Below are 23,600 nucleotides of genomic sequence, written 5' to 3'. Positions count from 1 at the left end.
ATTGTCCCCGCTACCGCAGGATCAACAGCGCGGAAGCCTCGATCCGGTCGGCGATCTGGGAGTAGGACCCGTAGCCCATGCCCGCGCGCACCAGCGCGCCCGCGTAGAGCAGTTCCAGCGACTCGACCACGTCCGGATCCGGGTCCGGATCCAGAGCGCGGATGATGCGCTTGCGGATCTCGGCGCCGATGCGCCCGCGCAGATGCTCCACGTCGGGGTCGCGGCCGAGCAGCGCGCTGGTGACCGCGCCCGACAGCTCCTGTTCGTCGGCCACCAGCATCGCGATGTTGCGCAGTTCGGCGACCACCCGCACGGTCGGGTCGGGATCCTCGCTGACCGGCGACGGCGAGGCGACCAGCCGCCGCCAGAAGATCTCCGCGACCAGATGCTCCTTGGAGGAGAAGTAGGTGTACGCCGTGGCCGTCCCGACCCCGGCAGCCGCGGCGACCATCCGGATGGTCATGCCGGCGAACCCTTCCCGCGCGAGCACTTCCACCGCCGCGCGGGTCAGCTTGTCGACGGTGTCGGCCTGTTTGCCGGAGAGCCTGCGGCGGGTCGCCTCGAGGATGACGGAATCGGGTTCGGACATGTGTCTGGATCCTACTAGGCGGATTGGAACGGTTCAGTTCTTGGCCGCCGCGATGCCGGCCCTGCGCCCGTAGAAGCTGCCGTCGCCCAGCGACGCGCCGCTGACGTAACCGCCCGCGCACAGACCCGAGGTGCAGCGGCCCGCCGCGAAAAGCCCCTGGATCGGCTCCCCGGAGACGTGCAGCACCCGGGAATCGAGGTCGGTGCGCAGGCCGCCGAGGGTGAAACCGGCCGTGAAGCCGCGCATGTCGAACGCGGCCACCGGTCCGCGCAGCGGGCGCACCCACTCCGGCTTCTTGCCCAGCAGCGGATCCGCGCCGTCGGCGGCGTGCAGGTTGTAGCAGTCCACGGTGGCCTGCAACGCCTGGCCGGGCAGACCCATCTCGGCTTCCAGCTCGGCGATCGTCTCCGCCACCCAGGTCGGGGGCTGGCGGAAGAACGGGGTGGAGGTCTCGGTGGTCAGCGCTTCCTCGTAGGACGCCTCGTCGATCACCAGGTAGGCCTGGTTGTCCTGCTGGATCAGCGTCGCCTGGCCGATCCGGCCGGGATAGGTGTCCTCCGGGATGTAGCGCTGGCCGCGCCCGTTGACCAGGATGCCGCGCGCCAGCACCTGCGGATCCCCGAAGAAGGCCACCTCGGTCGCGTCCATGTGCGCCAGTTCCGCGCCGAGCGCCTGCGCCAGCCGGATGCCGATGCCGTCGTGCTCCTCGATCGCCGCGGCGGGCCTGCCGATCAGGCGCGGAGCGTAGCCTTCGATCATCTCCTTCTGGTAGGCGAAGCTGCCGGTGGCCAGCACGACGCCGCGTTCGGCGCGCACGGCGACCTGCTTGCCGTAGCGACGGGCGAGCACGCCGACCACGCGATCGTCGTCGTCGACGATCAGCCGCGCGATCCGCATGTCGTACTCCGCGCGGACGCCGAGCGCTTCGGCGGTGTCGGCGAGCGGCTTCATGAGCATGTAGCCGCCGCCCTTCTCCCCGGTGCGCTTGTCGGCCATCTGCGGAACATGGCCGCGCGGAGCGGGTCTCGCGATCGTATTGAAGGGAGCGGCGTTCTCGCCGCCGGAGTACATCAGCCCCTCGTCGTGCGGCGGCTCCCATCCCGGTTCGCCCCAGAACGCCTCGCGGAACGGCACGCCGCAGGACACCAGCCAGGTGAAGTGCTCGACGCTGCCGCGGCAGTAGTCGGCGATCTTCGCCTTGTCCACGCCAGGACCCAGCGCCGCGAGCAGGAAGGTCTCCATGTTCTCCGGGGTGTCCTCGAAACCGAGCGCTTGTTGCAGCGGTGTGCCGCCGCCTAGGTAGATGAATCCGCCGGCCAGGGCGGCGGCGCCTCCCCAGCCGCCGGTGCGCTCGAGGACCAGCACGTCCGCGCCGGCGCGGGCGGCCTCGATGGCGGCGCTGACGCCCGCGATGCCGTATCCGGCGATGACGACGTCGGCGCGCAGGTCCCAGTGCTCGACTCGGCTCGCGCGCAGGGGGCGGATGGTGGTGGCGTCGGACATGATCAACGGATCCTTCACTGTTCGGCGGGCGCGGACTGCGCGCGGGCGGCCTTCTTCTGCTGCGCCACGATCGTGCCCACCAGGATGTCGAGTTTGGTGCCGTTCGGCCATCCCACGTAGTGACACAGGAACACCGCGATCTCGTGCAGCTGGTCTTCGGTGAGTTCGCCGTTGCGCAGCGCGGCCCCGATCTGGATGCCCGCGGTGTCGATCGCGCCCTGCGCGGCCAGCGCGCCGAGCAGCAGCAGCCTGCGGTCGCGGATGGTGAGGCCCGGCCGCGACCAGATGTCGGCGAAGAGGTGGTCGGCGGTGACGGCGAAGTGCGCGCCGGGATACTCCTGGAACTCCGTGCCGTAGACCTCGGCCATCTTGGCCAGTCCGCGCTGCCGCACGGAGTCGCCGGAACCGTTGTCGCTCATGAGGATTGCCTTTCCGATGCGAGGGTGCCCGGCCCGACGCCGAGTCCGGGGCCGAGCCGGTCGAGTGCGAGTGCGGCCAGCGGCAGCGCGGCGCCGAGCCGTTCGCCCAGCTCCAGGGCGAGACCCAGATCTTTTTCCCCGAGGTCGCGCACGTGCCGCAGGATCGGCAACCAGAAGTCGCCGTCCTGGATCGGGGCGGTGGTGTCGCGCAGCATGATGGCGCCCGGCCCTCCGGTGACCGCGTCGGAGTGCCGCACCACTTTGCCCAGTGCGGTGAGGTCGAGACCGGCCGCCTCGGCCAGCCGCTGCGCCTCGGTGGCCGCGGTGAAGGAGACGAAGTGCAACAGGTTGCGCGCCAGCTTCATCCGGGTGCCCGCGCCGACCGGCCCCGCGTGCACGATCAGGTCGGCGAAGCAGCCGAACGGTTCGCGCACCTGCTCGAACGCCGCCGCGCTTCCGCCGACCATGACCGCGAGCGCGCCGCGGGTCGCGCCGGGGGCGCCGCCGCTGATCGGCGCGTCCACCAGTTCGATGCCGCGCTCGCCGCAGACCGCGCCCAGTTCTTCGGCGGTGCGGTCGCTGATCGTGGAGTGCACGGCGACCACGGTGCCCGGCGCGGCGGTCCGCAGCAGGCCCTCCGGTCCGGTGATCACCTCGCGCACCTGGGCGTCGTTCACCACGGTGATCGAGATGACGGTGGCTTTCCTGGCCAGTTCGGCGGCGGAGGAGACGGCGTCGGCTCCGGCGGCGAGGAACGGCTCGACCGCTTCGGGCCGCATATCGCACACCGTCAGCCCGCCCGGCCATTCCAGCAGCCGCTCGGCCATCGGCGCGCCCATGTTGCCGAGGCCGAGGAATCCGATGCGGGCGCTCATGATCGCACGATCTGTCCGCCGTCGACGTTGAAGATCTGCCCGGTGACCCAGCTCGCCTCGTCCGACAGCAGATACAGGCAGGCGCCGACGAGGTCCTGCGGGGTGCCCATCCGCTTGAGCGGCAGGCGTTTGACGATGTCGTCGACGATCACCTCCGGGGTGACCGACTTGGTGGCGTCGGTGTCGATCGGGCCCGGCGCGATGGCGTTGACCCGGATGTTCGACCCGCCGAGTTCGAAGGCCAGTTGCTGGGTCAGGCCGTTGATCCCGGTTTTGGCCAGCCCGTAGAAGCTGGAGTACAGCCACGCGGCGGTGGAGGACTGGTTGACGATGGATCCGCTGCGGCGCTCGGACATGTGCGGCCACACCGCGCGGGTCATGACGAGCGCGCCGTCCATGTTCACGCTCATGAACTTCTTGTAGTAATCCCACGGCACGGTCAGCAGCAGGTTCATCTTCATCTCGCCGTAGATGGCGGCATTGTTGACCAGGTGGTCGATGCCGCCGAACTCGGCGACGGTGAAATCGGCCAGCGCGGAGGCGGATTCGGGATCGGACACGTCGACCTGCCCGAACACCGCGGTGCCGCCGTCGGCGACGATCTTCTCGACCACCGCCGCGCCGCCTTCGGCGTTCTTGTCGGCGACGACGACGTTCGCGCCCTCGGCGGCCAGCGCCTGCGCGTAGGCGGCGCCGATGCCCTGCGCGGCGCCGGTGACGATGGCGGATCTTCCCGTGAAACGGGCCATGGAGTTCAGCTCCTCTGTGTTGTCCCGCGGCGGTCAGGCCGCGGTGGCGATGACTTTCGTCTCGAGGTACTCCTCGAAACCGGCGATGCCCATTTCACGGCCGAGGCCGGATTGCTTGTAACCGCCGAACGGGACGTCGGCGGAGTACCAGATGCCGCCGTTGACGCTCAGCGTTCCGGTGCGCACGCCTTCGGTGACGCGCCGGATGCGCTCGGGGTCGCTACCCCACACCGAGCCGGACAGGCCGTAGGGGGAGTCGTTGGCGATGCGGACGGCGTCCTCGTCGCCGTCGTGCGGGATGATCACCAGCACCGGGCCGAAGATCTCCTCGCGGGCGACGGTCGAGCTGTTGGGCACGTCCGCGATCAACGTCGGTTGGACGAAGAATCCGCGCTCGCGGGCCGGCCGGCCGCCGCCGACCACGATCCGCCCGCCTTCGGCGCGCGCGATGTCGATATAGCGTTCCACTCTGGCGCGCTGACGTTCGGAGATCAGTGGCCCGCAGACCGTGCGGGGGTCGGCCGGGTCGCCCGGCTTCATCCCGCCGAGCGTGGCGGCCGCCGCCTGCACCGCCTGCTCGTAGGCGGCGCGTGGCACCAGCAGCCGGGTGGACAGCGCGCATCCCTGTCCGGCGTGCACGCACACCGAGAACGCCGCCACCGAGCAGGCCGCCGCGATGTCGGCGTCGTCGAGCACGATGAACGCCGATTTGCCACCCAGTTCGAGGAACGCCTTCTTCAGCGTCGCCGCGGCGCCGGTCATGACGGCGCGGCCGGTGGCGGTGGACCCGGTGAAGCTGATCATGTCGACGCGCGGGTCGGCGGTGAGCCGGGCGCCGAGCGTATGGTCGGCGGAGGTCACGATGTTCACCACGCCGGCGGGGATGTCGGTCTCCTCGGCGATGATCGCACCGACCGCCGCCGCGCACCACGGGGTGTCGGGAGCGGGTTTGAGCACGACGGTGTTCCCTGCGGCAAGGGCGGGGCCGAGTTTCGCGAAGTTGATCTGGTGCGGGAAGTTCCAGGGCGTGATCGCCCCGACCACGCCGATCGGCTCCCTGCGCAGTATCCGGCGGGTTTTGATGCCCATCGGCTCGGCCAGGCCGAGATCGGTTTCCCAGGCGTAGGTTTCGGGCAGCCCTGCCGCGTAGCCGAGGTCGGCGACCGGGCCTTCCAGCTGTGGGCCGCTCGTGAGCATCCGCGGCGCGCCGACCTCGGCGATCGTGATCTCGCGCAGTTCGTCGACGTGGTTTTCCAACGCGGTGCGCAACTGCGCGAGGCAGTGGGCGCGGAAGGCGTGATCGCGCGACCAGTCCGTCTCGTCGAACGCGGTGCGCGCGGCGTCGACGGCCGCGTCGAGATCGGCCGCGTTCGCGTCGGCGGCGAGGCCGAGGACCTCCTCGGTCGCCGGGTTCACCGTCGCGAAGACGCCGTCGGCGCCCTCGACCAGCTTGCCGCCGATCAGCAGGCGGGATCCGTCGGGCGGCAGAAGGCTGCTCATGGCTGACTCCGATACTGTCTGGACACGTGTACGGAATATAGTCTCGCGAAGTGATCGGTGGCAATAACAGGTTCTAACTCTGCCACCCTTGCCGTGAATGCGGAGCGCGATGGCTCGGCTCGCGTCGGCGCTCTCCGTCAGGATGGTCCGAGTCGGAGAGGTAGAACTGCCGTCGGGCGATTGTGGCGATCCGGCATTCGGTGGTAGTGTCCAGACACATGTCCAGCTATCTGTCTTCGCTCGGGTCGCCAGGCGGCGCCGCGTGGCGCAACGTGTTATCGGTTCGGGAGTGCGGGCGATGACGGCCGCGGTGGAGCCGCTGGTGTTCGATCCCTACGACTACTCCTTCCACGAGGATCCGTATCCGACCTATCGGCGGCTGCGGGAAGAAGCGCCGCTGTATCACAACCCGGATCTGGGGTTCTGGGCGTTGTCGCGGCATCCGGATGTGGTGGGGGCGTTCCGCGACAGCGTGCGGCTGTCGAGCGCCAACGGAGTGTCACTGGATCCGGCCGCGTGGGGGCCGCACGCGCACAGAACCATGTCGTTTCTGGCGATGGACGACCCGCGCCACATGCGGATGCGGCGATTGGTGTTCAAGGGATTCACGCCCAAACGCGTCGCGGAGATGGAAGACCGGATCCGGGAGCTGACGCTGTCGTATCTGGAACCCGCGTTGGCCGGCGCCGACTTCGACTGGATCGACGAGGTCGCGGGCAAGTTGCCGATGGACGTGATCTCCGAGTTGATGGGGGTCCCGGCCGAGGACCGGGTGGAGATCCGCCGATTGGCCGATCTGGTGGTCCATCGTGAGGACGGAGTGCTCGACATCCCGATGGCCGCCGTCGAGGCGTCGATCGAACTGCTCGGCTACTACACCGAGATGGTGGCCGAGCGCAGGCGCGCCCCGAAACAGGATCTGACCTCCGCCTTGCTCGACGCCGAGATCGGCGGTGACACGCTCAGCGACGAGGAGATCATCGGTTTCCTGTTCCTGATGGTCGTGGCCGGCAACGAGACCACCACCAAATTGCTCGGCAATGCCCTGTATTGGGGTGCGCGCAACCCGGCGGAGTACGCGAAGGTCGTCGCGGACGGGGACCTGGTCACCGACTGGGTGGAAGAGACCTTGCGCTACGACACCTCCAGCCAGATGATCGCCCGCACCGCGACCGAAGACCTGGCGTATCACGGCGGCGTGATTCCGGCGGGGGCGAAGGTGCTGTTGCTGATCGGTTCGGCCAACCGCGATCCGGCGGTGTTCGACGACGGCGACAGCTTCCGCATCGATCGTGCCGACAAGTCCGGGTTGGCCAGTTTCGGTGCGGGCGTGCATTTCTGCCTGGGTGCGCACCTGGCCCGTCTGGAGGCGACCGTCGCACTCACCGAATTCAGCTCGCGAGTGCGGTCCTACGACGTCCTGGAATCCGGGATCGCGCGCGTGCACTCGTCCAACGTGCGTGGCTTCGCACACCTACCCATCACCGTGGAGACCCGATAATGCCGAGATTCGCCCCCCATCCCGAGCGCAGGCCCGCGCTCGTCTCCGGCGCCTCCTCCGGGATCGGCGCGGCCACCGCCGTCGCCCTGGCCGAACTCGGCCATCCGGTGGCGCTCGGCGCGCGCCGCGTCGAGCAGTGCGCCGAACTGGCGGACAAGATCCGGGCCGACGGCGGCGAAGCGTTCGCCCACCGCCTCGATGTCACCGAGCCGGACTCGGTCGAGGAATTCGTGCGCGCCGCAGAGGACGCGCTCGGTCCCACCGAGATCCTGGTCTCCAGTGCGGGCGATATCGAGTTCGGGCAGGCACACGCGATGGATCCGGAGCGATTCGCCCGCCAGGTGCAGGTTCATCTCGTCGGCGCGCAGCGTCTCGTGCACCGGGTGCTGCCCGGCATGCTGCGCAGGCAGCGCGGCGACGTCGTGCTGATCAGTTCGGACTGTGCCTCCGAACCGCGTCCGCGCACGGGCGCCTACAGCGCCGCCAAGGCGGGGCTGGAAGCGATGGCCGCGCAGATGCGCATGGAACTCGAGGGCAGCGGCGTGCGCCTGTCGCAGGTCCGGCCCGGCCCCACCTTGACCGGCATGGGCATGGACTCCACGCCCGAAGTCGTCGGCCCGGTGCTGGAGGACTGGAAGGCGTGGGGGTTCGCCCGGCATCCGTACATGTTGCGCGCGAGCGACTTGGCCGCGGCGGTGGTCGCGGTGGTGTCCACGCCGCGCGGCTCGCACTTGGTGCTGGTCGAGGTGCAGCCCGAGGCGCCGATCCGGCCCCTGCCGGACGGCGTTGGACCGAACGAGCGATAAGGAGCCGTCATGCGAGTTCTGGCCGATCTGGATCTGTGTCAGGGCCATGCGGTGTGCCAGGACGAGGCGCCGGAGGCGTTCCACGTCCCCAAACGCGGCAAGGTCGAGATCCTGGACGCCGCCGCGCAGCCGCAGGCGCGGGATGAGGTGGAGCGCGCGGTGCGCTACTGCCCGACCCGAGCGTTGTCGATCGTGGCCGACGAGTGAGCGGAATTCGTCCCGGCGGTCCGTAGGCACGGCGAGCCGGGGCGAATACGATGAAGGCAAAACCGGAACGTGTTCTAATTCAGTCCCGCGGCCCGGCCCGGCACCTGCGGCGATGCCCGACGTCATGGAGAAGATCCGATGAGCACAACACACACAGGCAAGGCGGAGAGCGCCCTGCCCGCCAGGATCACCGGTGAACTGCTCGCCCGGCTGACCGGCCTGGTCGCCGCCGACGGTGACGCGGCCGTGTACGAGATGACCGAGGTCTACACCGGCGCGCCCGTCGGCGCGCTTCCGCAGTCCTCCCCGCAAGACGTGCTCGCCGCGTGCGCCGCCGCCCGCGCGGCCCAAGCGGAGTGGGCCGCGCTGCCGCTGCGGCAACGGCTGCGGGTGTTCGAACGGCTGCACGAGCTGATCCTCGGCGAAGTGGAGACCATCGCCGATCTCATCCAGATCGGGTGCGGCAAGACCCGGCGCATGGCCGTCGAGGAATCGTGCGACGTGCCCATGGTGATCAGCCATTACCTCAAGACCGCGCGGCGGGTGCTGCGCCCGAAGCGGCGCGGCGGCGCGATGCCGCTGATCACCTCATCGATCGAGCAGCACCGGCCCAAAGGGCTCGTCGCGGTGATCGCGCCGTGGAACTTCCCGTTCGCCATCGCACTGTCCGACGCCATGCCCGCGCTGATGGCGGGCAACGGCGTCGTGCTCAAGCCGGACAACAAGACCGCGCTGTGCGTGCTGTTCGGCGTCGAGCTGCTGCACCGCGCCGGGCTGCCCCGCGGCTTGGTCCAGGTGGTATGCGGTGAAGGACCCGACATCGGTCCGACCCTGATCGACAACGTCGACTTCGTCATGTTCACCGGGTCCACCGCCACCGGCCGTATCGTCGGCGAGCGGGCCGGCCGCAACCTCATCGGATGCAGTTTGGAACTGGGCGGCAAGAACCCGATGATCGTGCTCGCCGACGCGAACCTCGACGAGGTGATTCCCGGCGCGGTGTTCGCCGCGTTCGCCAACTCCGGGCAGGCGTGCATGCACATCGAGCGGATCTACGTGCACCGCGCCGTCCACGACGAGTTCCTGCGCCGGTTGGTCGCCGCGGCGGCGGAATTGAACGGAAAGATCGGCGGAACCTACGACTACACGCCGGAATTCGGTTCGCTGGTCTCCCCGCAGCACCTGGAGCGGGTCGCCGCCCATGTCGAGGACGCGCGGGCCAAAGGCGCCACCGTGCACGTCGGCGGGCAGGCGCGCCCCGATGTCGGTCCTGCGTTCTACGAGGCCACCGTGCTGACCGGGGTGACTCCCGAGATGACCCACGCGACGCTGGAGACCTTCGGCCCGGTGGTCACCGTGTACCCCTTCGACGACGAGCGGGAAGCGGTGCGCCTGGCCAACGCCACCGACTACGGATTGAACGCCAGCGTGTGGACGAAGGACCTGGCGCACGGCGAGCGGATCGCCGCGCAGCTGCAAGCGGGCAATATCAACATCAACGACGGTTTCGTGGCGACCTACGCCGCCAAGGGCACGCCGTCGGGTGGCGTGAAGCAGTCCGGCGTCGGCACCCGGCACGGCGACCAGGGCCTGTTGAAGTACACCGACACGGTGAACGTCGGCGTGTTGAAGAAGCAGGTGCTCGCCGCCCGCGCCGGTCAGCCCTATGACAAGCAGCTGAAGATGACCTTGATGTCGCTGCGGCTGATGCGCCGGACCAGGTTGCGCTGAGCGTGAGCCGATGCGCCCGCGGCGGTCCGAAATGTCGCTGATCCGGTAGCGTGCGGTACCTATGAGCCTTCGAGAAGTTCCGCTTCGCACCTTGTCCGGGGAACCGACGACCTTGGCCGAGTTGGTCGGCGACCGCGCCGTCCTGCTGGTCAACGTGGCGTCGAAATGCGGTCTGACGCCGCAGTACTCCGGCTTGGTCGAACTGCACGAGTCCTTCGGTCCGCGCGGTTTCAGCGTGGTCGGCGTGCCGTGCAACCAGTTCATGGGCCAGGAGCCGGGCACCGCGGAGGAGATCCAGCAGTTCTGTTCCACCACCTACGGCGTCGACTTCCCCTTGCTGGAGAAGACCGACGTCAACGGCGAGCAGCGCCACGCGCTCTACCAGCGCCTGGCCGACACCCCCGACGCCGAGGGCAGCGCGGGCGACATCCAATGGAACTTCGAGAAGTTCCTCATCGACCGCGACGGCAAGGTGGCGGGCCGCTTCCGCCCTCGCACCACCCCCGACGCGCCGGAACTGATCGCCGCCATCGAATCCGTCCTCTGACCCCACGAGTGGCACACCACCGCGGCGAAACGCGAGCAGAGCGCTCGCTGGTGTGCCACTCGCGACGCGGTCAGGAGCGGCGGGTGAGGGGCTCGCGGAGGCCGAGGTGGGAGCGGAGGGTGGTTCCGGTGTATTCGGTGCGGTAGACGCCGCGCTCTTGGAGTTCGGGGACGAGCCAGTCCACGATTTCGTCGAGGCCGGTCGGCACCAGGTAGGGGGAGATGTTGAAGCCGTCGGTCGCGCCGTGGCGGACCCAGCGGGCCAATTCGTCGGCGACCTGGGCGGGGGTGCCCGCGAAACCGGAGCGTTCGGTGGAGGCGATGACGACTTCGCGCAGGGAGAGGTTCTGCGCTTCGGCCCTGGCACGCCATTCGCGGGCGATGGCGACCGGGTCCTGGCCGGAACGCGGCGCGCCCCGGGTCTCCGAGATCGGGCGTGGCTCGGGGTCGTCGGCGGGCAGCGGGCCGTCGGGGTCGAGATCGGACAGGTCGCGGCCCCAGATCTGGCCGGCCAGCGACAGCGCGGTCGCGCCGGTGTATTGGCCGTTCTTCACCCAGCGCACCTTTTCCTCGACCTCGGATTCCTTCTCGGCGAGGATGATCTGCGTGCCGGGCAGGATCCGGATGTCGTCCTCGGGGCGGCCCGCCGCACGCAGGCGCGCGCGGATGTCGTTCGCGAAGGCCAGCGCGTCGTCGAAATGCGTTCCGTGCCTGGAGAAGATGACATCGGCGTGCGCCGCCGCGAAATCGCGGCCCGCCGGTGAATCGCCCGCCTGGAAGATCACCGGATGGCCTTGGGCGCTGCGGGGCAGCGTGGGCGTGATCGTCACGTCGAAGTGCGGGCCGGTGCGCACGACCGGATGGATCGCCTCGGCGCGCGCCCACGACGGGCTCTGCTGCGAGGTCGCGATCGCGCCGTCGTCCCAGGCGTCCCAGATTGCGCGCACCGCGGCGACGAACTCCGCGGCGCGCTCGTAGCGCAGCGCGTGGTCGAGGAATCCGCCGCGCCGGAAGTTCGCGCCGGTCCACGCGTTGTCCGTGGTGACCGCGTTCCAGCCGGCCCGGCCGCCGGACAGCAGATCAAGTCCGCCGAGTTTGCGCGCCAGATCGGCTGGCTCGTTGTAGGTGGTGTTCTGGGTGGCCACCAGGCCGATGCGCTCGGTGATGCCCGCCAGCGCGGCCAGCTGGGTGATCGCGTCGGGGCGGCCCGCGATGTCCAGTTCCAGGATGGCGCCGTCCTGCTCGCGCAGGCGCAGGCCCTCGCCGAGGAAGAACGCGTCGAACAGGCCGCGCTCGGCGGTCTGCGCGACTCGGCGGAAGGTCTCGAAGTCGATCTGCGAGCCGCTGGAGGGGTCGGACCAGATCGTGGTGTGGTTCACGCCCTGGAAGAAGACGCCGAAGTGGACCTGGGCGTCGGGACGCGGGAAGTCGGTCACGGAAACGATCTCCTGACGATCAGCGGGTGGTCGCGTAGCGGTTGGCGGGTCGGTGCAGGCCGAGGTTGGCGCGCAGGGTCGAACCGGGAATCGGGCGGTGCGCGACGCCGGTGCGCAACAGCGCGGGGACGACCTCGCGCGCGAGCACGGGCAGATCCTCGTCGATCACGGCGAGGTGCAGCCGCACTCCGTCCAGGTGCGCGCTGAGTTCGGTCAGCAGATCGGTCAATTCCCCGGCCGAGCCGGAGAACGCCAGGCGGCTCCGCGAACCGGAGGATTCGCCGAATCGCTGCGCGGCGCGCGTGCCCGGAATATCCAAGGTCACTTCGACTTCGGCGAAGGCCAGGGCGTCCCCGCCGGAGCCACCCGCCACGGCCGCCGCGACGGAATCGGCGGCGACGAGCCGGACGTCGACCTCGCCTTCGGCGCCGAACACCACGGGCTGACCCTGGGGCGGCCGCGGCACGATCGCGGGTCCCTTCACCGAGAAGGTCTCGCCCTGGAAGTCGATGTAGTGCAGCTTGTTCCGGTCCAGGAAGCGGCCGCCGGCGTAGTCGCGGATCACCGCGTCGTCTTCCCACGAGTCCCACAGCCGACGGGCCACCTCGATCGAATCGCGTTGCTCGCGAGCCAGATCCGCGTCTTCCGACACCGGCCGGCGTCCCCAGGCGGCGGCGGCGCGTGGATCGGCGGCGCGTTCGGCGATCCAGCCGGCCCGCCCTCGCGAGGCGTAGTCCAGCGACGCCACCTGCGATGCCGTGTGGAACGGTTCGGCGTAGGTGGTGGCCACGGTGGGAACCAGGCCGATCGTGCTGGTCGTCGCCGCGACGAAGGCCGCTCGCGTCACCGCGTCGATGCGGCCGGGAATCTCGCGCTCCGGCAGGATCGAGTCGGCGAACGTGGCCAGGGTGAACCCGGCGTTCTCCGCGGCGGCCACCCGCCTGCGCACGGTCTGCGGGCTGAGCAGGCGGTCCGGCGCGTGTGCCGCCCGCCGCCACGCTTCGGGGCGGAACCCCTCCCCGTCCAGTTCTACACCGAGCGCGAAAACGCCCATCCCGCACCTTCTTTCATCCCGCGAACCAGGACGCGACGATCGGTGGCCCGAGCCGGGCACGATCCGGCTCGGGCCACCCGCGGCGCACCCGTTGCGAGCATGCGCGCGGCGGGCGGTCGATGGCGATGGTTTGCGTCGCGATGATTCGAAGGTTGTCGAACCGAGGGCAGGGCCTACCGCGCCGCGCGGGCCGCGAAAGCCGCCGCGAGCAGGACCGTGACCCCTTCGGCGACCGCCGTGCCGCCGAGCGCGTGTGCCGCACTGCTCACCGTGCTGCCCGCCAGACCCAGGAACAGCGATCCGAAACCGGCGATTCCGATCACGATGCCGAGTTGCACGTTGGTCACCAGAATGCCGCTCGCGTCGGCCGCCAGGCTCACCGGCACCTTGGCCAGCGTGCGGGTCATGAGCGGACTGAAGGCGATGCCGTTGCCCGCGCCGCACAGGCCGAGCAGGATCAGGGCGAGCGGTCCCACCTCGGCGCCGTCGCGCAGCAGCGCGCCGAGGGCGACCATGCTCACCGCCCCGAGTACCAGGCCGAGCGGGATCATGGCCGGGTGGAACCGGGCCGGGACGCGTTCCCAGTTCAGGCTGGCGACGGCGAAGGTGACGCCGAGCGGGACGAACAGCAGGCCCGCGTGCAAGGCGCTGTAGCCGAGCGTGCTCTGCAGGTGGATCGCCATGACGAACATCCAGCCGCCGAAGGTCGCCATGATCACGAACAGCGCGACCGCGGCGAGCACCAAGCCGGGCGCGGTCAGCACCGGCCGCGCGAACAGGGGTTCACCGCCGCGGTTGGCGACGACTCGTTCGATCGCGACGAACAAGGCGAAGCCCAGCACACTGGCGGCCAGGGCGATCCAGGACCACAACGGCCAGTCCAGCTCGCGCCCCAGCACCAGCGGCAGCACCAGCAGCAGCACCGACGCGGTGAGCGCGGCCAGCCCCGGAAGGTCGAGCTTGCGCTCGAGCCGCTGGGCCGCCGAAGGCAGGATGCGCGGCGCCGCCGCGAGCAGCGCGACACCGATCGGCACGTTCACCAGGAACACGCCGCGCCAGCTGCTGCCGAACAGGTCGGCGTTGACGATCAGCCCGCCTAGGACCTGGCCTGCGACCATGCCGCCGGAGATGATGGCCGAGTACACGCTCAGCGCCCGCGCGCGGGCGGCGCCGGTGAAGGTGCGCTGGATGAGCGTCATGATCTGCGGCACCATGGCCGCCGCGCCGACGCCCTGGGCGAACCGGAAGGCGATCAGCGAGGTCTCGTTCCAGGCCAGACCGCAGGCCAGCGAGGCGAGGGTGAACAGCGCCAGTCCGGCGATGAACGCGCGGCGCTGGGTGAACCGGTCACCCAGCCGGGCGCCGGTGACCAGCAGGACGGCGTAGGCGATGACGTATCCGGCGACGATGAGCTGCAGTGCCGCGCCGCTGGTGTGCAGCGAAGCGCGGATGGAGGGAATGGCGACGTTGACGATGGAGGAATCGAGCACCGCCATGAACTGGCCGGTGAGGATGACGGCGAGGACGGCGAACGAACGGCGCGCTCCCAGCGCGGCCGGTGCGGACGCAGCCGCGGCGGGCGTCGTTGCCGCCGCCGCACCCGGCGATATGGTCTGTGTCATGCACTGAGCATGGGGTGCGCCGGGCACCGGTAACAGGAGCCCGTTGACACTGGTACCGGCAGCACCAGTCTGAGCGTGCGGCACAACGGAATACCGGGTACTTTTCAGACATTCCTGGCATCGTGTCCAATCTCACAGACCTGCGCGACGGCTATCATCTGCCCGAAGTACTTAGTCGAGCTAACGTGTTCATGAAAGCGCGTTCAAGGACCAAAGGAGGTCGTCGTGGCGCCCGAAACACGCGGGGAGCGGCTCAAGCGCCGTATCTCCCGGCTGTATGCCGAAAACGACGACATCCGCAACGCCATACCGCGGGCGGAGGTCGCCGCGAGGATTCGCGAGCCCGGAGCCGGACTCGCCCAGATCGTCGAGACGGTCATGGTCGGCTACGCCGACCGGCCCGCCCTCGGCCGGCGCGCGACCGAACTGCGCACCGACGAGACCGGCCGCACCACCGCGACCCTGCTGCCGCGGTTCGACACCATCACCTACGGCGAGCTGTGGGAGCGCGTGCGCGCGGTGGCCGCCGCGTGGCACGGTGACGCCGGCACACCGCTGCGGGCCGGCGACTTCGTGGGCATCCTGGGCTTCACCAGCAGTGACTACACCACCCTCGACCTGGCCTGCATCCACCTCGGCCTGGTCGCGGTCCCCATGCAATCCAGCGCCCCGGTCGCCCAGCTCGCCGCGATCGTGGCGGAGACCGAGCCGCGGGTGCTCGCGGCGACGCCGGAGCTGCTCGACGCCGCGGTGACGTGCGCGCTGTCGGACTCCGAGCCGCAACGGCTGGTCGTCTTCGACTACCACCCCGGAGACGACGACCAGCGCGCGGCCTTCGACGCGGCTCGCGCGCGGCTGGCCGCGGCGGGCAGCCCGGTGCGCGTCGAATCGCTCGACGAGGTGCTGGCGCGCGGCCGGTCGCTGCCCCCTGCGCCGCTGTTCGTCGCGGAGCCGGGTACGGACCCGCTGGCTTTGCTGATCTACACCTCGGGAAGCACCGGCACGCCGAAAGGCGCGATGTACGGCCAGCGGCTGGTCGCCAGGGGATGGGCGAACCGGCCCGAGGTCGCCGCGATCAACTTCAACTACATGCCGATGAGCCATGTGGCCGGGCGCGGATCGCTGACCGGCGTGCTGGCGCGCGGCGGTACCGCCTACTTCGCGGCCGAGAGCGACATGTCGACGCTGTTCGAGGACATCGCGCTGGCCCGCCCGACCGAGCTGTTCTTCGTTCCGCGGGTGTGCGACATGATCTTCCAGCGCTTCCGCAGCGAAGTCGACCGGCGCGACGGGCCCGGCGTGGACCGGGCCGCGCTGGAAACGCAGGTGAAAACCGAACTGCGCGAACATTTCCTGGGCGGTCGCCTGGTCACCGCGATCTGCGGGAGCGCTCCGGTGTCGGCGGAGATGAAATCGTTCATCGAGTCGGTGCTGGATCTGGAGCTGCACGACGGCTACGGGTCCACCGAAGCGGGCGGCGTGGTCGTCATCGACGAACGGGTGCAGCGGCCGCCGGTGCTCGACTACAAGCTCGTCGACGTCCCCGAGCTCGGCTACTTCCGGACCGACAAACCGCATCCGCGCGGCGAGCTGCTGTTGAAGAGCACCACCTTGATCTCCGGCTACTACAAGCGGCCCGAGATCACGGCCGAGGTCTTCGACTCCGACGGCTTCTACAAGACCGGTGACATCGTCGCCGAACTCGCCCCGGATCGCCTGGTCTACGTCGATCGGCGCAACAACGTGCTGAAACTGTCCCAGGGCGAATTCGTCGCGGTTTCGCGCCTGGAGTCGGTCTACGCGACCAGTCCGCTGATCCGGCAGATCTTCGTCTACGGCAGCAGCGAACGCGCCTACCTGCTCGCCGTGATCGTGCCCACCGAGGACGTGCTGGCCTGGGGTGACCCCGAGAAGATGAAGACCGCGCTGAGCGAGTCGCTGCGACAGCTCGCCAAGGACGCCGAACTGCAGTCCTACGAGATCCCGCGCGAATTCCTCATCGAGCCGGAGCCGTTCACCACCGGCAACGGGTTGCTCAGCGGCATCGGAAAGCTGCTGCGCCCCAAGCTGAAAGAACGCTACGAGCCGCGTTTGCAGGAACTGTACGCCGAGCTGGCGGCCGGGCAGGCGAACGAACTGCTCGACCTGCGCCGCACCGCGGACGATCTGCCCGTGCTGGAGACGGTGAGCCGCGCGGCGAAGGCCGTACTCGGCTGCGCGGACACCGATCTGCGTCCCGACGCCCACTTCGGCGATCTCGGCGGTGACTCGCTCTCGGCGCTGTCGCTGTCGAACCTGCTGCACGAGATCTTCGAGATCGAGGTGCCGGTGTCGGTGGTGATCAGCCCGGCCAACGGCCTGCGCGAGGTGGCCGGATACATCGAGGCCGAGCGCGCTTCCGGCACGCGGGGCGCCACGTACGCCGCGGTGCACGGCGCCGGAACCCAGGTCCGCGCCGCCGATCTGACGTTGGACAAGTTCCTCGACGCCCGCACGATCGCCGAGGCGCCGACCCTGCCGCGTCCCGCCGCGACCGCGCGCACGGTGCTGCTGACCGGCGCGAACGGCTACCTCGGCCGTTTCCTGTGCCTGGAGTGGCTGCGGCGGATGCATGACAGCGCGGGCACCCTGATCTGCCTGGTCCGGGGTTCGGACGCGGCCGCAGCGCGCAAGCGACTCGAGGGCGCCTTCGACTCCGGGGATCCCGCTCTGCTCCAGGAGTTCCAGGAGCTGGCCGCCGCGCATCTGGAGGTGATCCCCGGCGATATCGGTGAGCCGAACCTCGGCCTCGACGACCGGACGTGGCAGCGTCTGGCCGACCGGGTCGACGTGATCGTGCATCCCGCCGCGCTGGTCAACCACGTGCTGCCGTACCGGCAGCTGTGGGGCCCCAACGTGGTCGGCACCGCCGAGCTGATCCGTCTGGCCCTGACCACGCGGCTCAAGCCCTTCACCTATCTGTCCACCGTCGCCGTGGCCACGCAGATCGACCCGGCCGTCTTCGCCGAGGACGGCGACATCCGCGAGATCAGCGCGGTGCGCGCGGTGGACGACAGCTACGCCAACGGCTACGGCAACAGCAAGTGGGCGGGCGAGGTGCTGCTGCGCGAGGCCAACGACCTGTGCGGCCTGCCGGTCGCGGTGTTCCGCTCGGACATGATCCTCGCCGACCGGCGCTACGCCGGTCAGCTCAACGTGCCGGACATCTTCACCCGGTTGCTGCTGAGCCTGCTGCTGACCGGGATCGCCCCGTTCTCCTTCTACCGCACCGACGCCGACGGCAACCGCGGGCGTGCCCACTACGACGGACTGCCCGCCGATTTCACCGCCGAGGCGATCACCACGCTCGGCGCGGCGACCGGGACGGGTTTCCACAGTTACGACGTGCTCAACCCGCACGACGACGGCCGCTCGCTCGACGAGTTCGTCGACTGGCTGATCGACGCGGGCCATCGCATCGAGCGGATCGCCGACTACGACGAGTGGGTCACCCGATTCGAGACCGCGCTGCGGGCGCTACCGGACGGACAGCGTCAGGCGTCGGTGCTGCCGTTGCTGCACGCCTATCGGCGACCGGCCCCGGCCGTTCGCGGCTCGGCTCTGCCCGCGGAGAAATTCCGGGCCGCCGTCCGAGCCGCGAAAATCGGCGCCGATCATGATATTCCGCAGATCTCGCGGGAGCTCATCGAGAAATACGTCGCCGACCTGCGGGTGCGGGGCTTGCTGTAGGAGCTAGGAGGGCCTCGGCACGGCATCCAGCAGGGCGTTGCCGATCCGTTCGGCTTGGACCAGCACGTTCGTCTGCGCCGAGATGTAGTCGCCGATGCCTTCGTCCTGGGCGGCCCGCAGATACGGCGGCAACGGCTGCTGGATCTCGGTGCGGATGACGTTGTCCAGCAGCGATTCCATCTCGCCGCGCAGCGGATTCCCGGTCGCGGCCTGGTTGTCGAGTTCGAGCCTGCCGCCGTCGGTGCTGTAGTCGTAGAGTTCGAATTCCTGTCCGGCCGCAGGGTCGATCTGGATGCGGCCGTGCACCCAATGGGAATAGGAGGCGAACTTCGCCTCCGGGGTGCGCACCATCGCGACGTGGCCCGGGGCGTCCTGGTTGAACAGCATCGCCGCTTCCTCGATCGAAGCCTCGTCGGTGGTGTGGGCGACCCACGGCCTGCCCGCGGCCGCCGGGTTGCGGCAGAGTGCGGCGATATCCAGACGCCCGCTGAGATGTTCGTAGCGCCCGTCGCCGCGCCACTGGTCGCCACCGGTGCCGATGGTGAGCAGCAGGGGAGTGAAATCGACACTGGAGGTCAACTGGTCTCTGGTGCTCGTCCCGTTCACCGGGCTCAGGTAGCCGCGCGGGTCGTGGACGTAGAGCGGGACGCGCAGCGCCTCGTCGTAGGCGGCGCCGCCTTTGCCGTGCAGACCGTGGGAGCCCGCGTAATCGCCGTGGTCTGAGGTGAAGACGACGACGGTGTTGGCGGCCACGTCGGGACGCGACTGCAAGGTGTCGAGCACGCGGCCGATCTGGATGTCGACCTGCTGCTGCGCCCACAGATACAGGTTGCGCATCTCGATCCAGGACTGCACGGCCTCCGGCGTTCCGTAGGGCGCCGCCCCGAACGCCACCGCCGAGACCTCGACCAGCGCCATCTGCAGGCGGGGTTTGCGCGACAGTTGTTCGAGCGACTCGAAGTTGGGCGGCAGTTCGTTCATCCAGCGCGGGATGTCGGCGTTGAACTGGTCGCGCCGGGTCCAGCGCGGCCACCACTGGATGTCGTGCGGGTTGACCAGCGACACCGTCGTGCACCATGGCGCGCTGCCGGAATCGTTGTGGAACCAGTCGGCGAATTGGTCGACGATCTTCGGATCCGCCTGCAGCCCTTGACCCGGCGCGCCGTTCGGCGAGGGATAGGTGCCGCCGCGGAAACCGTAGGCCTCCAGCGCCCCCGGGGTGCGGTCCGGGTAGCTGCCGAGATGCCATTTGCCCCAGTACGTGGTGTCGTAACCGTGGTCGCGCAGTATGGAGCCCCAGGTCGGGAACAGGGGCGACAGCGTCGACTCCGACACGACCATGACCCCGGTCTGCTGGGCGTAGAGGCCGGTCAGCAGGCAACCGCGAGCAGGCGTGCAATCGTTGGCCGCGGTGTGGTGATTCTCGAACGACACACTGCCCCGGCGGATCCGTGCGATATTCGGCAGGACGGTGTCCAGCGTCTGCTGATCGGGAAACCACACGGGTGTGCGCATCTCGTCCACGATGATGACCAGGATGTTCGGCTTGTCCGGGTCGGTGTCCGCTCGGGCCTTGCCCGGCGCGGCGACGGTCGAGACGGCAGCCGCGGCCGTGGCCGAAGTGGCGGCACTGGTCAGAAATCCCCTGCGAGTGAACGAGCTCGGCAATGTTCCTCCACGAATGAGTGCTGTCGGTCGAATGGAACGCGGAGAATCTTCGGTGCTCGTACCGTAGCGCCGTCCGGCGCGCGTCACCCCCACTCCGGGCGCGGACACGCCGCCACGTCCTGCCCGCGCCCAGCGCGGCGTTCGAGCGCGGATCGGCCCGTCGCGGCCGAGCGTCCGAAGGCCGCGGCAGCGAATCACCCGGTCGATCACAAGGGCTGATTCCTGCCAGCGAGGCAGGGCGGCGGTGGCGATGATCGTGCGCATGACAGCTGATGTGATGAGCACCCTGAGGGCCTTCTACGCGGCGGAGGCGGCGTATCTCAGCGACGAGTCCGGGGTCGTGGTCTACAGCAAGGGTCGTCTGCGTGCGCGCCGCACCGGTCGGATACTGGAAACCTCGCTCCTGCAATGGATCAGCTTCCGGGACGGCCTGATCACCGAGTTCCGGCCCTACTACCACGACACTGCGGCGGTGCTGGCCGTTCTGGCCGAAGGTCCGGCTCACCGACCGTGCCCACTCGGCGCGTCGAGCGATCGACGTCACCGCTTCGGCTCGGCCGCCGGCGGCGGCGCATCGAACCGGGACGGTAGCGCAGCGTCACTCGTGACTCTGCGACGATGGACCCTGAAATCCGTCGCTGCGACGGGAGCTGTCGCACAGAAACGTAGGTGACTGCCAATGCCGAAGATCGTGTTGTTCGGCGCCACCGGGTACACCGGCCGCCTGACCGCGGAAGCCCTCATCGCCCGTGGCGCGGCGCCCGTGCTGGCCGCCCGCGACGCGACCGCCGTCGAGAAGCTGGCCGCCGACCTCGGTGGCGCGCAGACCGCGGTGGCGGACGTGACCGACCCCGGATCGGTACGGGCACTGCTGGGGCGGGGCGACGTGCTGGTGACGACGGTCGGCCCGTTCCTGCGTTACGGCGGGCCCGCACTGGAGGCGGCCTTGGCGGCGGGCGCGCACTACTTCGATTCCACGGGCGAGGGCCCGTTCATTCGCGGTGTGTTCGACCGCGACGAGCAGGCGCGCGAAGCCGGAGTGGGCCTGCTGTCCGCGTTCGGGTTCGATTACGTGCCGGGCAATCTCGCCGCCGCGCTCGCCTTGCGCGAAGCGCCGGAGGCCGTTCGTGCGGACATCGGCTACTTCATGGCCAGCCCGGGCACCAGCGGCGGCACCCGCGCCTCCATGGCCGGAATGCTGTTCGAACCCGGTTTCGCCCTCCGCGGTGGCCGTGTCGTGCCCGAGCGGGCCGGCGCGCGGATTCGCACCTTCCGCGTCGCGGGCCGCCCGCGGACCGGAGTGTCGATTCCGGCCTCGGAACACCTAGCCCTCAACCGTTCCCACCCGCGGCTGCGGGAGGCCGACGTCTTCCTCGGCCTGCCCTCGGCGGCGGCTCGCGGCCTGCAGGCCGGTTCGGTGCTCACCGGCGCCGTAGCACGAGTCGAGCCGGTGAAACGGCTGGCCGAGGGCCTGCTCGAACGCGTCGTGCAGAGCTCGACCGGCGGCCCGACGCCGCGGTCGCGGGCGCGCACCCGCTCGTGGGCGGTCGCCGAGGCATTCGACGACACCGGCCGCGTCCTGGCGTCGGTGACGCTGACCGGAGGCGACCCCTACGACTTCACCGCCGCGATCCTCACCTGGGGCGCGCAGACCGCGCTGGACGGCGGCCTGCTGGCCACCGGTGCGCTCGGCCCGGTCGACGCGTTCGGCCTCGACGCGCTCACCGCGGGCGCGGCCGACGCGGGGTTCAGCCGGTAACCGGCCTCTCCCGCGACCGATCCACATTCCGGTGCGGCGGGACTCGGAAGTGACAGACGGGAGCTAGTCGACGACGGGTTGCCCGCGTTTCACCCGGCGATGGAGGGTCAGCAGGAGATGGTCGAAGCGGGTGCGTTGCTGAACGAGCGCGCCACCCATCGCGACGACATCGGCGACGAGCTGCTCGGACAGCGTGCGGATCTTGATGTTGGTTTCCTGCGAGCGCCAGCGCAGCACCCGGAACGCCTGATCGGCGTTGACGCCGTAGACGAACATCACCACGCCCTTGGCCTGTTCGATCACCGCGCGGGCGTCGATCACGTCCGGTAGCAGATCGTCCAGGGCTTCCTGCCGGTTGTCTTCGAGCGTCTCGGTGACATCGATGAGGTAACCGGCGGAACCCGCTACGGCGCCATCCTCGTCGAACAGTTGGTCGCCGATGACGATGACGTCGTGCGTCTCGTTCTCGGTGTCGATGATCCGGTGGCGGGTGCAGAACGGCGATGCGGTCTCGACGGCGTCGGCGAGCGCCTGGGCTACCCGCTCGCGGTCGTCGGGGTGCAGGTGGCGCTGCAGCAGTTCGGCGGACGGCTCGGCCTCTCCTGGTGCGTACCCGTAGATCGCGGCGGCGTCGTCGGACCATTCCCAGCGTTGGTCGGCGAACCAGAATCGGAAGCTGCCGATATCCGGGCAACCACCGAGCATCTTGCGCGCAGTGTCCTGCGCGCACTGTCCCATCTCTGTCACCGGTCCAGTATGGCGCGGAAACAAGCCCAGGTCAGGCGGGAGGATGGCGCTGGGCGCCCGACCGGCGACGCCACATCGCCCTGATCCGGGACAAAAGTGAAACGGGAATCGTCGCGAACTCCATGTCTTCGGTGGCGAGCGAGCCATGTAGGTGGTGCGGCAGCCGCGTCGGCCGAAGGCGAATTCATCGACGATCTGATGCCGGGAACCGGTCGTTCGCAGTGGAGCCCCGTGGTCGCGGAGGGCTAGCGTCGACAGTGTCGCAGCTGACGATCCGGGCGCTCGCGGTCGACTTCCTCCCGCGCCTCGGAGCAGGGCGACACGACTCGAAAGCCCGCACGTGGCCGTGCGGGTTCCCGACGACGGAGAACAGAACCATGTCGAAGATCCTTTTCGTGATGACCGGAGCCGACCACTGGACGCTGGCCGACGGAACCGAGCACCCGACCGGCTTCTGGGCCGAGGAATTCGTGGTGCCGTTCGAGAAACTGAAGGGGGCGGGACACCAGATCGTGGTGGCCACGCCCGGCGGCGTCGTGCCGAGCGTGGACAAGGGCAGCCTCGCGCCCGAGGTGAACGACGGCCAGGAGACCGCCGACCATCGAGCGCGGGTGATCGCCACGAGCACCGAATTGAACAACCCCGTCGAACTGGCGAAGGTGGATCTCGCCGACTACGCGGCGGTGTTCTACCCCGGCGGGCACGGACCGATGGAAGATCTCGCGGTCGACGCCGACTCCGGTCGGCTGCTCGCCGCCATCCTGGCATCCGGCAAGCCGCTGGCGGTGGTGTGCCACGGGCCCGCGGCGCTGCTCGCCGTCGAGGGGGAGGGCGGCGCGAACCCGTTCGCGAGCTATACCCTGACCGGCTTCACCAATGCCGAAGAGACCCAGGCGGGTCTCGCGGACAAGGCCCCGTGGTTGTTGCAGGATCGGCTGGTCGAGATCGGCGCCGACTTCCGGGAGGCCGATCCGTGGACCCCCAACGTGGTGGTGGACCGCACGCTGATCACCGGCCAGAACCCGGCCTCTTCCGCGGGTGTGGCCGACGAACTGCTGAAAACGCTGGGTTGACCACGGGCACCCGTCCGCCCGATCGCTGCCGGTGAAGCGCTGATCGCCTCGCCGCGTTCGTCGGCGGCTCGGGCGCGGGTGGAACA

Annotated in this window: 20 protein-coding genes; 9 read left to right on the top strand and 11 right to left on the bottom strand. The window is 69.6% G+C overall.

Annotated features, from left to right (window positions below):
- Positions 1 to 10 precede the first annotated feature (10 nt).
- The 6 genes from ACWDMM_RS05810 to ACWDMM_RS05785 are packed head-to-tail and all read right to left on the bottom strand — an operon-like array spanning position 11 to position 5,635.
- Positions 11 to 589: a TetR/AcrR family transcriptional regulator gene (locus ACWDMM_RS05810; RefSeq protein WP_195079103.1), complete on the bottom strand. Its 579-nt coding sequence runs from the start codon at positions 587 to 589 to the stop codon at positions 11 to 13.
- Positions 590 to 622: 33 nt separating this feature from the next.
- A complete protein-coding gene (locus ACWDMM_RS05805) occupies positions 623 to 2,092 on the bottom strand; it encodes an FAD-dependent oxidoreductase (RefSeq protein ID WP_357205846.1) in 1,470 nt (489 codons plus the stop codon).
- Between the two features lie 14 nt (positions 2,093 to 2,106).
- Entirely contained in the window at positions 2,107 to 2,511 is a 405-nt protein-coding gene (locus ACWDMM_RS05800; RefSeq protein WP_067799296.1) for a carboxymuconolactone decarboxylase family protein, read from the bottom strand.
- Positions 2,508 to 3,386: an NAD(P)-dependent oxidoreductase gene (locus tag ACWDMM_RS05795; RefSeq protein ID WP_195079105.1), complete on the bottom strand. Its 879-nt coding sequence runs from the start codon at positions 3,384 to 3,386 to the stop codon at positions 2,508 to 2,510. The genes ACWDMM_RS05800 and ACWDMM_RS05795 overlap by 4 nt, the downstream gene beginning before the upstream one ends.
- Positions 3,383 to 4,135 carry an SDR family oxidoreductase gene (locus ACWDMM_RS05790; protein WP_195079106.1) on the bottom strand — a complete coding sequence of 251 codons (753 nt, stop codon included), beginning with the start codon at positions 4,133 to 4,135 and terminating at the stop codon, positions 3,383 to 3,385. Before ACWDMM_RS05790 ends, ACWDMM_RS05795 begins: the two co-directional genes overlap by 4 nt.
- Positions 4,136 to 4,168: 33 nt before the next feature.
- The gene (locus ACWDMM_RS05785; RefSeq protein WP_195079107.1) at positions 4,169 to 5,635 is read right to left on the bottom strand and encodes an aldehyde dehydrogenase; all 1,467 of its coding nucleotides are present in this window, start codon (positions 5,633 to 5,635) and stop codon (positions 4,169 to 4,171) included.
- Positions 5,636 to 5,933: 298 nt separating this feature from the next.
- On the opposite strand from ACWDMM_RS05785, the gene ACWDMM_RS05780 reads away from it, so the two are divergent.
- The 5 genes from ACWDMM_RS05780 to ACWDMM_RS05760 all read left to right on the top strand — a co-directional run bounded on the left by ACWDMM_RS05780 (position 5,934) and on the right by ACWDMM_RS05760 (position 10,427).
- Complete coding sequence (locus ACWDMM_RS05780; RefSeq protein WP_195079428.1) at positions 5,934 to 7,136, top strand: cytochrome P450; 1,203 nt, start codon at positions 5,934 to 5,936, stop codon at positions 7,134 to 7,136.
- Positions 7,136 to 7,942: an SDR family oxidoreductase gene (locus ACWDMM_RS05775; RefSeq protein ID WP_195079108.1), complete on the top strand. Its 807-nt coding sequence runs from the start codon at positions 7,136 to 7,138 to the stop codon at positions 7,940 to 7,942. Before ACWDMM_RS05780 ends, ACWDMM_RS05775 begins: the two co-directional genes overlap by 1 nt.
- 9 nt (positions 7,943 to 7,951) lie before the next feature.
- Positions 7,952 to 8,149, top strand: a complete 198-nt coding sequence (locus tag ACWDMM_RS05770; RefSeq protein WP_195079109.1) for a ferredoxin — start codon at positions 7,952 to 7,954, stop codon at positions 8,147 to 8,149.
- A gap of 138 nt (positions 8,150 to 8,287) precedes the next feature.
- Positions 8,288 to 9,880 carry a succinic semialdehyde dehydrogenase gene (locus ACWDMM_RS05765; protein WP_449936194.1) on the top strand — a complete coding sequence of 531 codons (1,593 nt, stop codon included), beginning with the start codon at positions 8,288 to 8,290 and terminating at the stop codon, positions 9,878 to 9,880.
- A gap of 61 nt (positions 9,881 to 9,941) precedes the next feature.
- Positions 9,942 to 10,427: a glutathione peroxidase gene (locus ACWDMM_RS05760; RefSeq protein WP_357205839.1), complete on the top strand. Its 486-nt coding sequence runs from the start codon at positions 9,942 to 9,944 to the stop codon at positions 10,425 to 10,427.
- 70 nt (positions 10,428 to 10,497) lie between these two features.
- On the opposite strand, the gene ACWDMM_RS05755 is transcribed toward ACWDMM_RS05760, so the two are convergent.
- The 3 genes from ACWDMM_RS05755 to ACWDMM_RS05745 form a co-directional block, all read right to left on the bottom strand.
- Positions 10,498 to 11,862: an NtaA/DmoA family FMN-dependent monooxygenase gene (locus tag ACWDMM_RS05755; RefSeq protein ID WP_357103295.1), complete on the bottom strand. Its 1,365-nt coding sequence runs from the start codon at positions 11,860 to 11,862 to the stop codon at positions 10,498 to 10,500.
- Positions 11,863 to 11,881: 19 nt separating this feature from the next.
- On the bottom strand, positions 11,882 to 12,916 hold the full coding sequence (locus ACWDMM_RS05750; protein ID WP_357103292.1) for an LLM class flavin-dependent oxidoreductase: 1,035 nt from the start codon (positions 12,914 to 12,916) through the stop codon (positions 11,882 to 11,884).
- 173 nt (positions 12,917 to 13,089) lie between these two features.
- Positions 13,090 to 14,538 (bottom strand): MFS transporter, encoded by a 1,449-nt coding sequence (locus tag ACWDMM_RS05745; RefSeq protein WP_357103289.1) that lies wholly within the window; start codon positions 14,536 to 14,538, stop codon positions 13,090 to 13,092.
- A 225-nt stretch (positions 14,539 to 14,763) separates the two neighbouring features.
- On the opposite strand from ACWDMM_RS05745, the gene car reads away from it, so the two are divergent.
- On the top strand, positions 14,764 to 18,267 hold the full coding sequence (car, locus tag ACWDMM_RS05740; RefSeq protein WP_449936188.1) for a carboxylic acid reductase: 3,504 nt from the start codon (positions 14,764 to 14,766) through the stop codon (positions 18,265 to 18,267).
- 3 nt (positions 18,268 to 18,270) lie between these two features.
- On the opposite strand, the gene ACWDMM_RS05735 is transcribed toward car, so the two are convergent.
- The gene (locus tag ACWDMM_RS05735; protein ID WP_449936187.1) at positions 18,271 to 19,935 is read right to left on the bottom strand and encodes a sulfatase-like hydrolase/transferase; all 1,665 of its coding nucleotides are present in this window, start codon (positions 19,933 to 19,935) and stop codon (positions 18,271 to 18,273) included.
- A gap of 262 nt (positions 19,936 to 20,197) precedes the next feature.
- On the opposite strand from ACWDMM_RS05735, the gene ACWDMM_RS05730 reads away from it, so the two are divergent.
- Positions 20,198 to 20,608 carry a hypothetical protein gene (locus ACWDMM_RS05730; protein ID WP_449936185.1) on the top strand — a complete coding sequence of 137 codons (411 nt, stop codon included), beginning with the start codon at positions 20,198 to 20,200 and terminating at the stop codon, positions 20,606 to 20,608.
- Positions 20,609 to 20,614: 6 nt separating this feature from the next.
- Positions 20,615 to 21,694 (top strand): saccharopine dehydrogenase family protein, encoded by a 1,080-nt coding sequence (locus tag ACWDMM_RS05725; protein WP_449936182.1) that lies wholly within the window; start codon positions 20,615 to 20,617, stop codon positions 21,692 to 21,694.
- A 63-nt stretch (positions 21,695 to 21,757) separates the two neighbouring features.
- Here ACWDMM_RS05725 and ACWDMM_RS05720 read toward each other — a convergent pair whose 3' ends face one another.
- A complete protein-coding gene (locus ACWDMM_RS05720; RefSeq protein WP_195079429.1) occupies positions 21,758 to 22,432 on the bottom strand; it encodes a PAS and ANTAR domain-containing protein in 675 nt (224 codons plus the stop codon).
- Positions 22,433 to 22,818: 386 nt separating this feature from the next.
- On the opposite strand from ACWDMM_RS05720, the gene ACWDMM_RS05715 reads away from it, so the two are divergent.
- Entirely contained in the window at positions 22,819 to 23,514 is a 696-nt protein-coding gene (locus tag ACWDMM_RS05715; protein WP_357103280.1) for a type 1 glutamine amidotransferase domain-containing protein, read from the top strand.
- Positions 23,515 to 23,600 lie beyond the last annotated feature (86 nt).

The sequence above is a fragment of the Nocardia sp. NPDC003726 genome (assembly GCF_053586955.1).
This window is presented reverse-complemented; position numbering and strand designations above follow the sequence as displayed.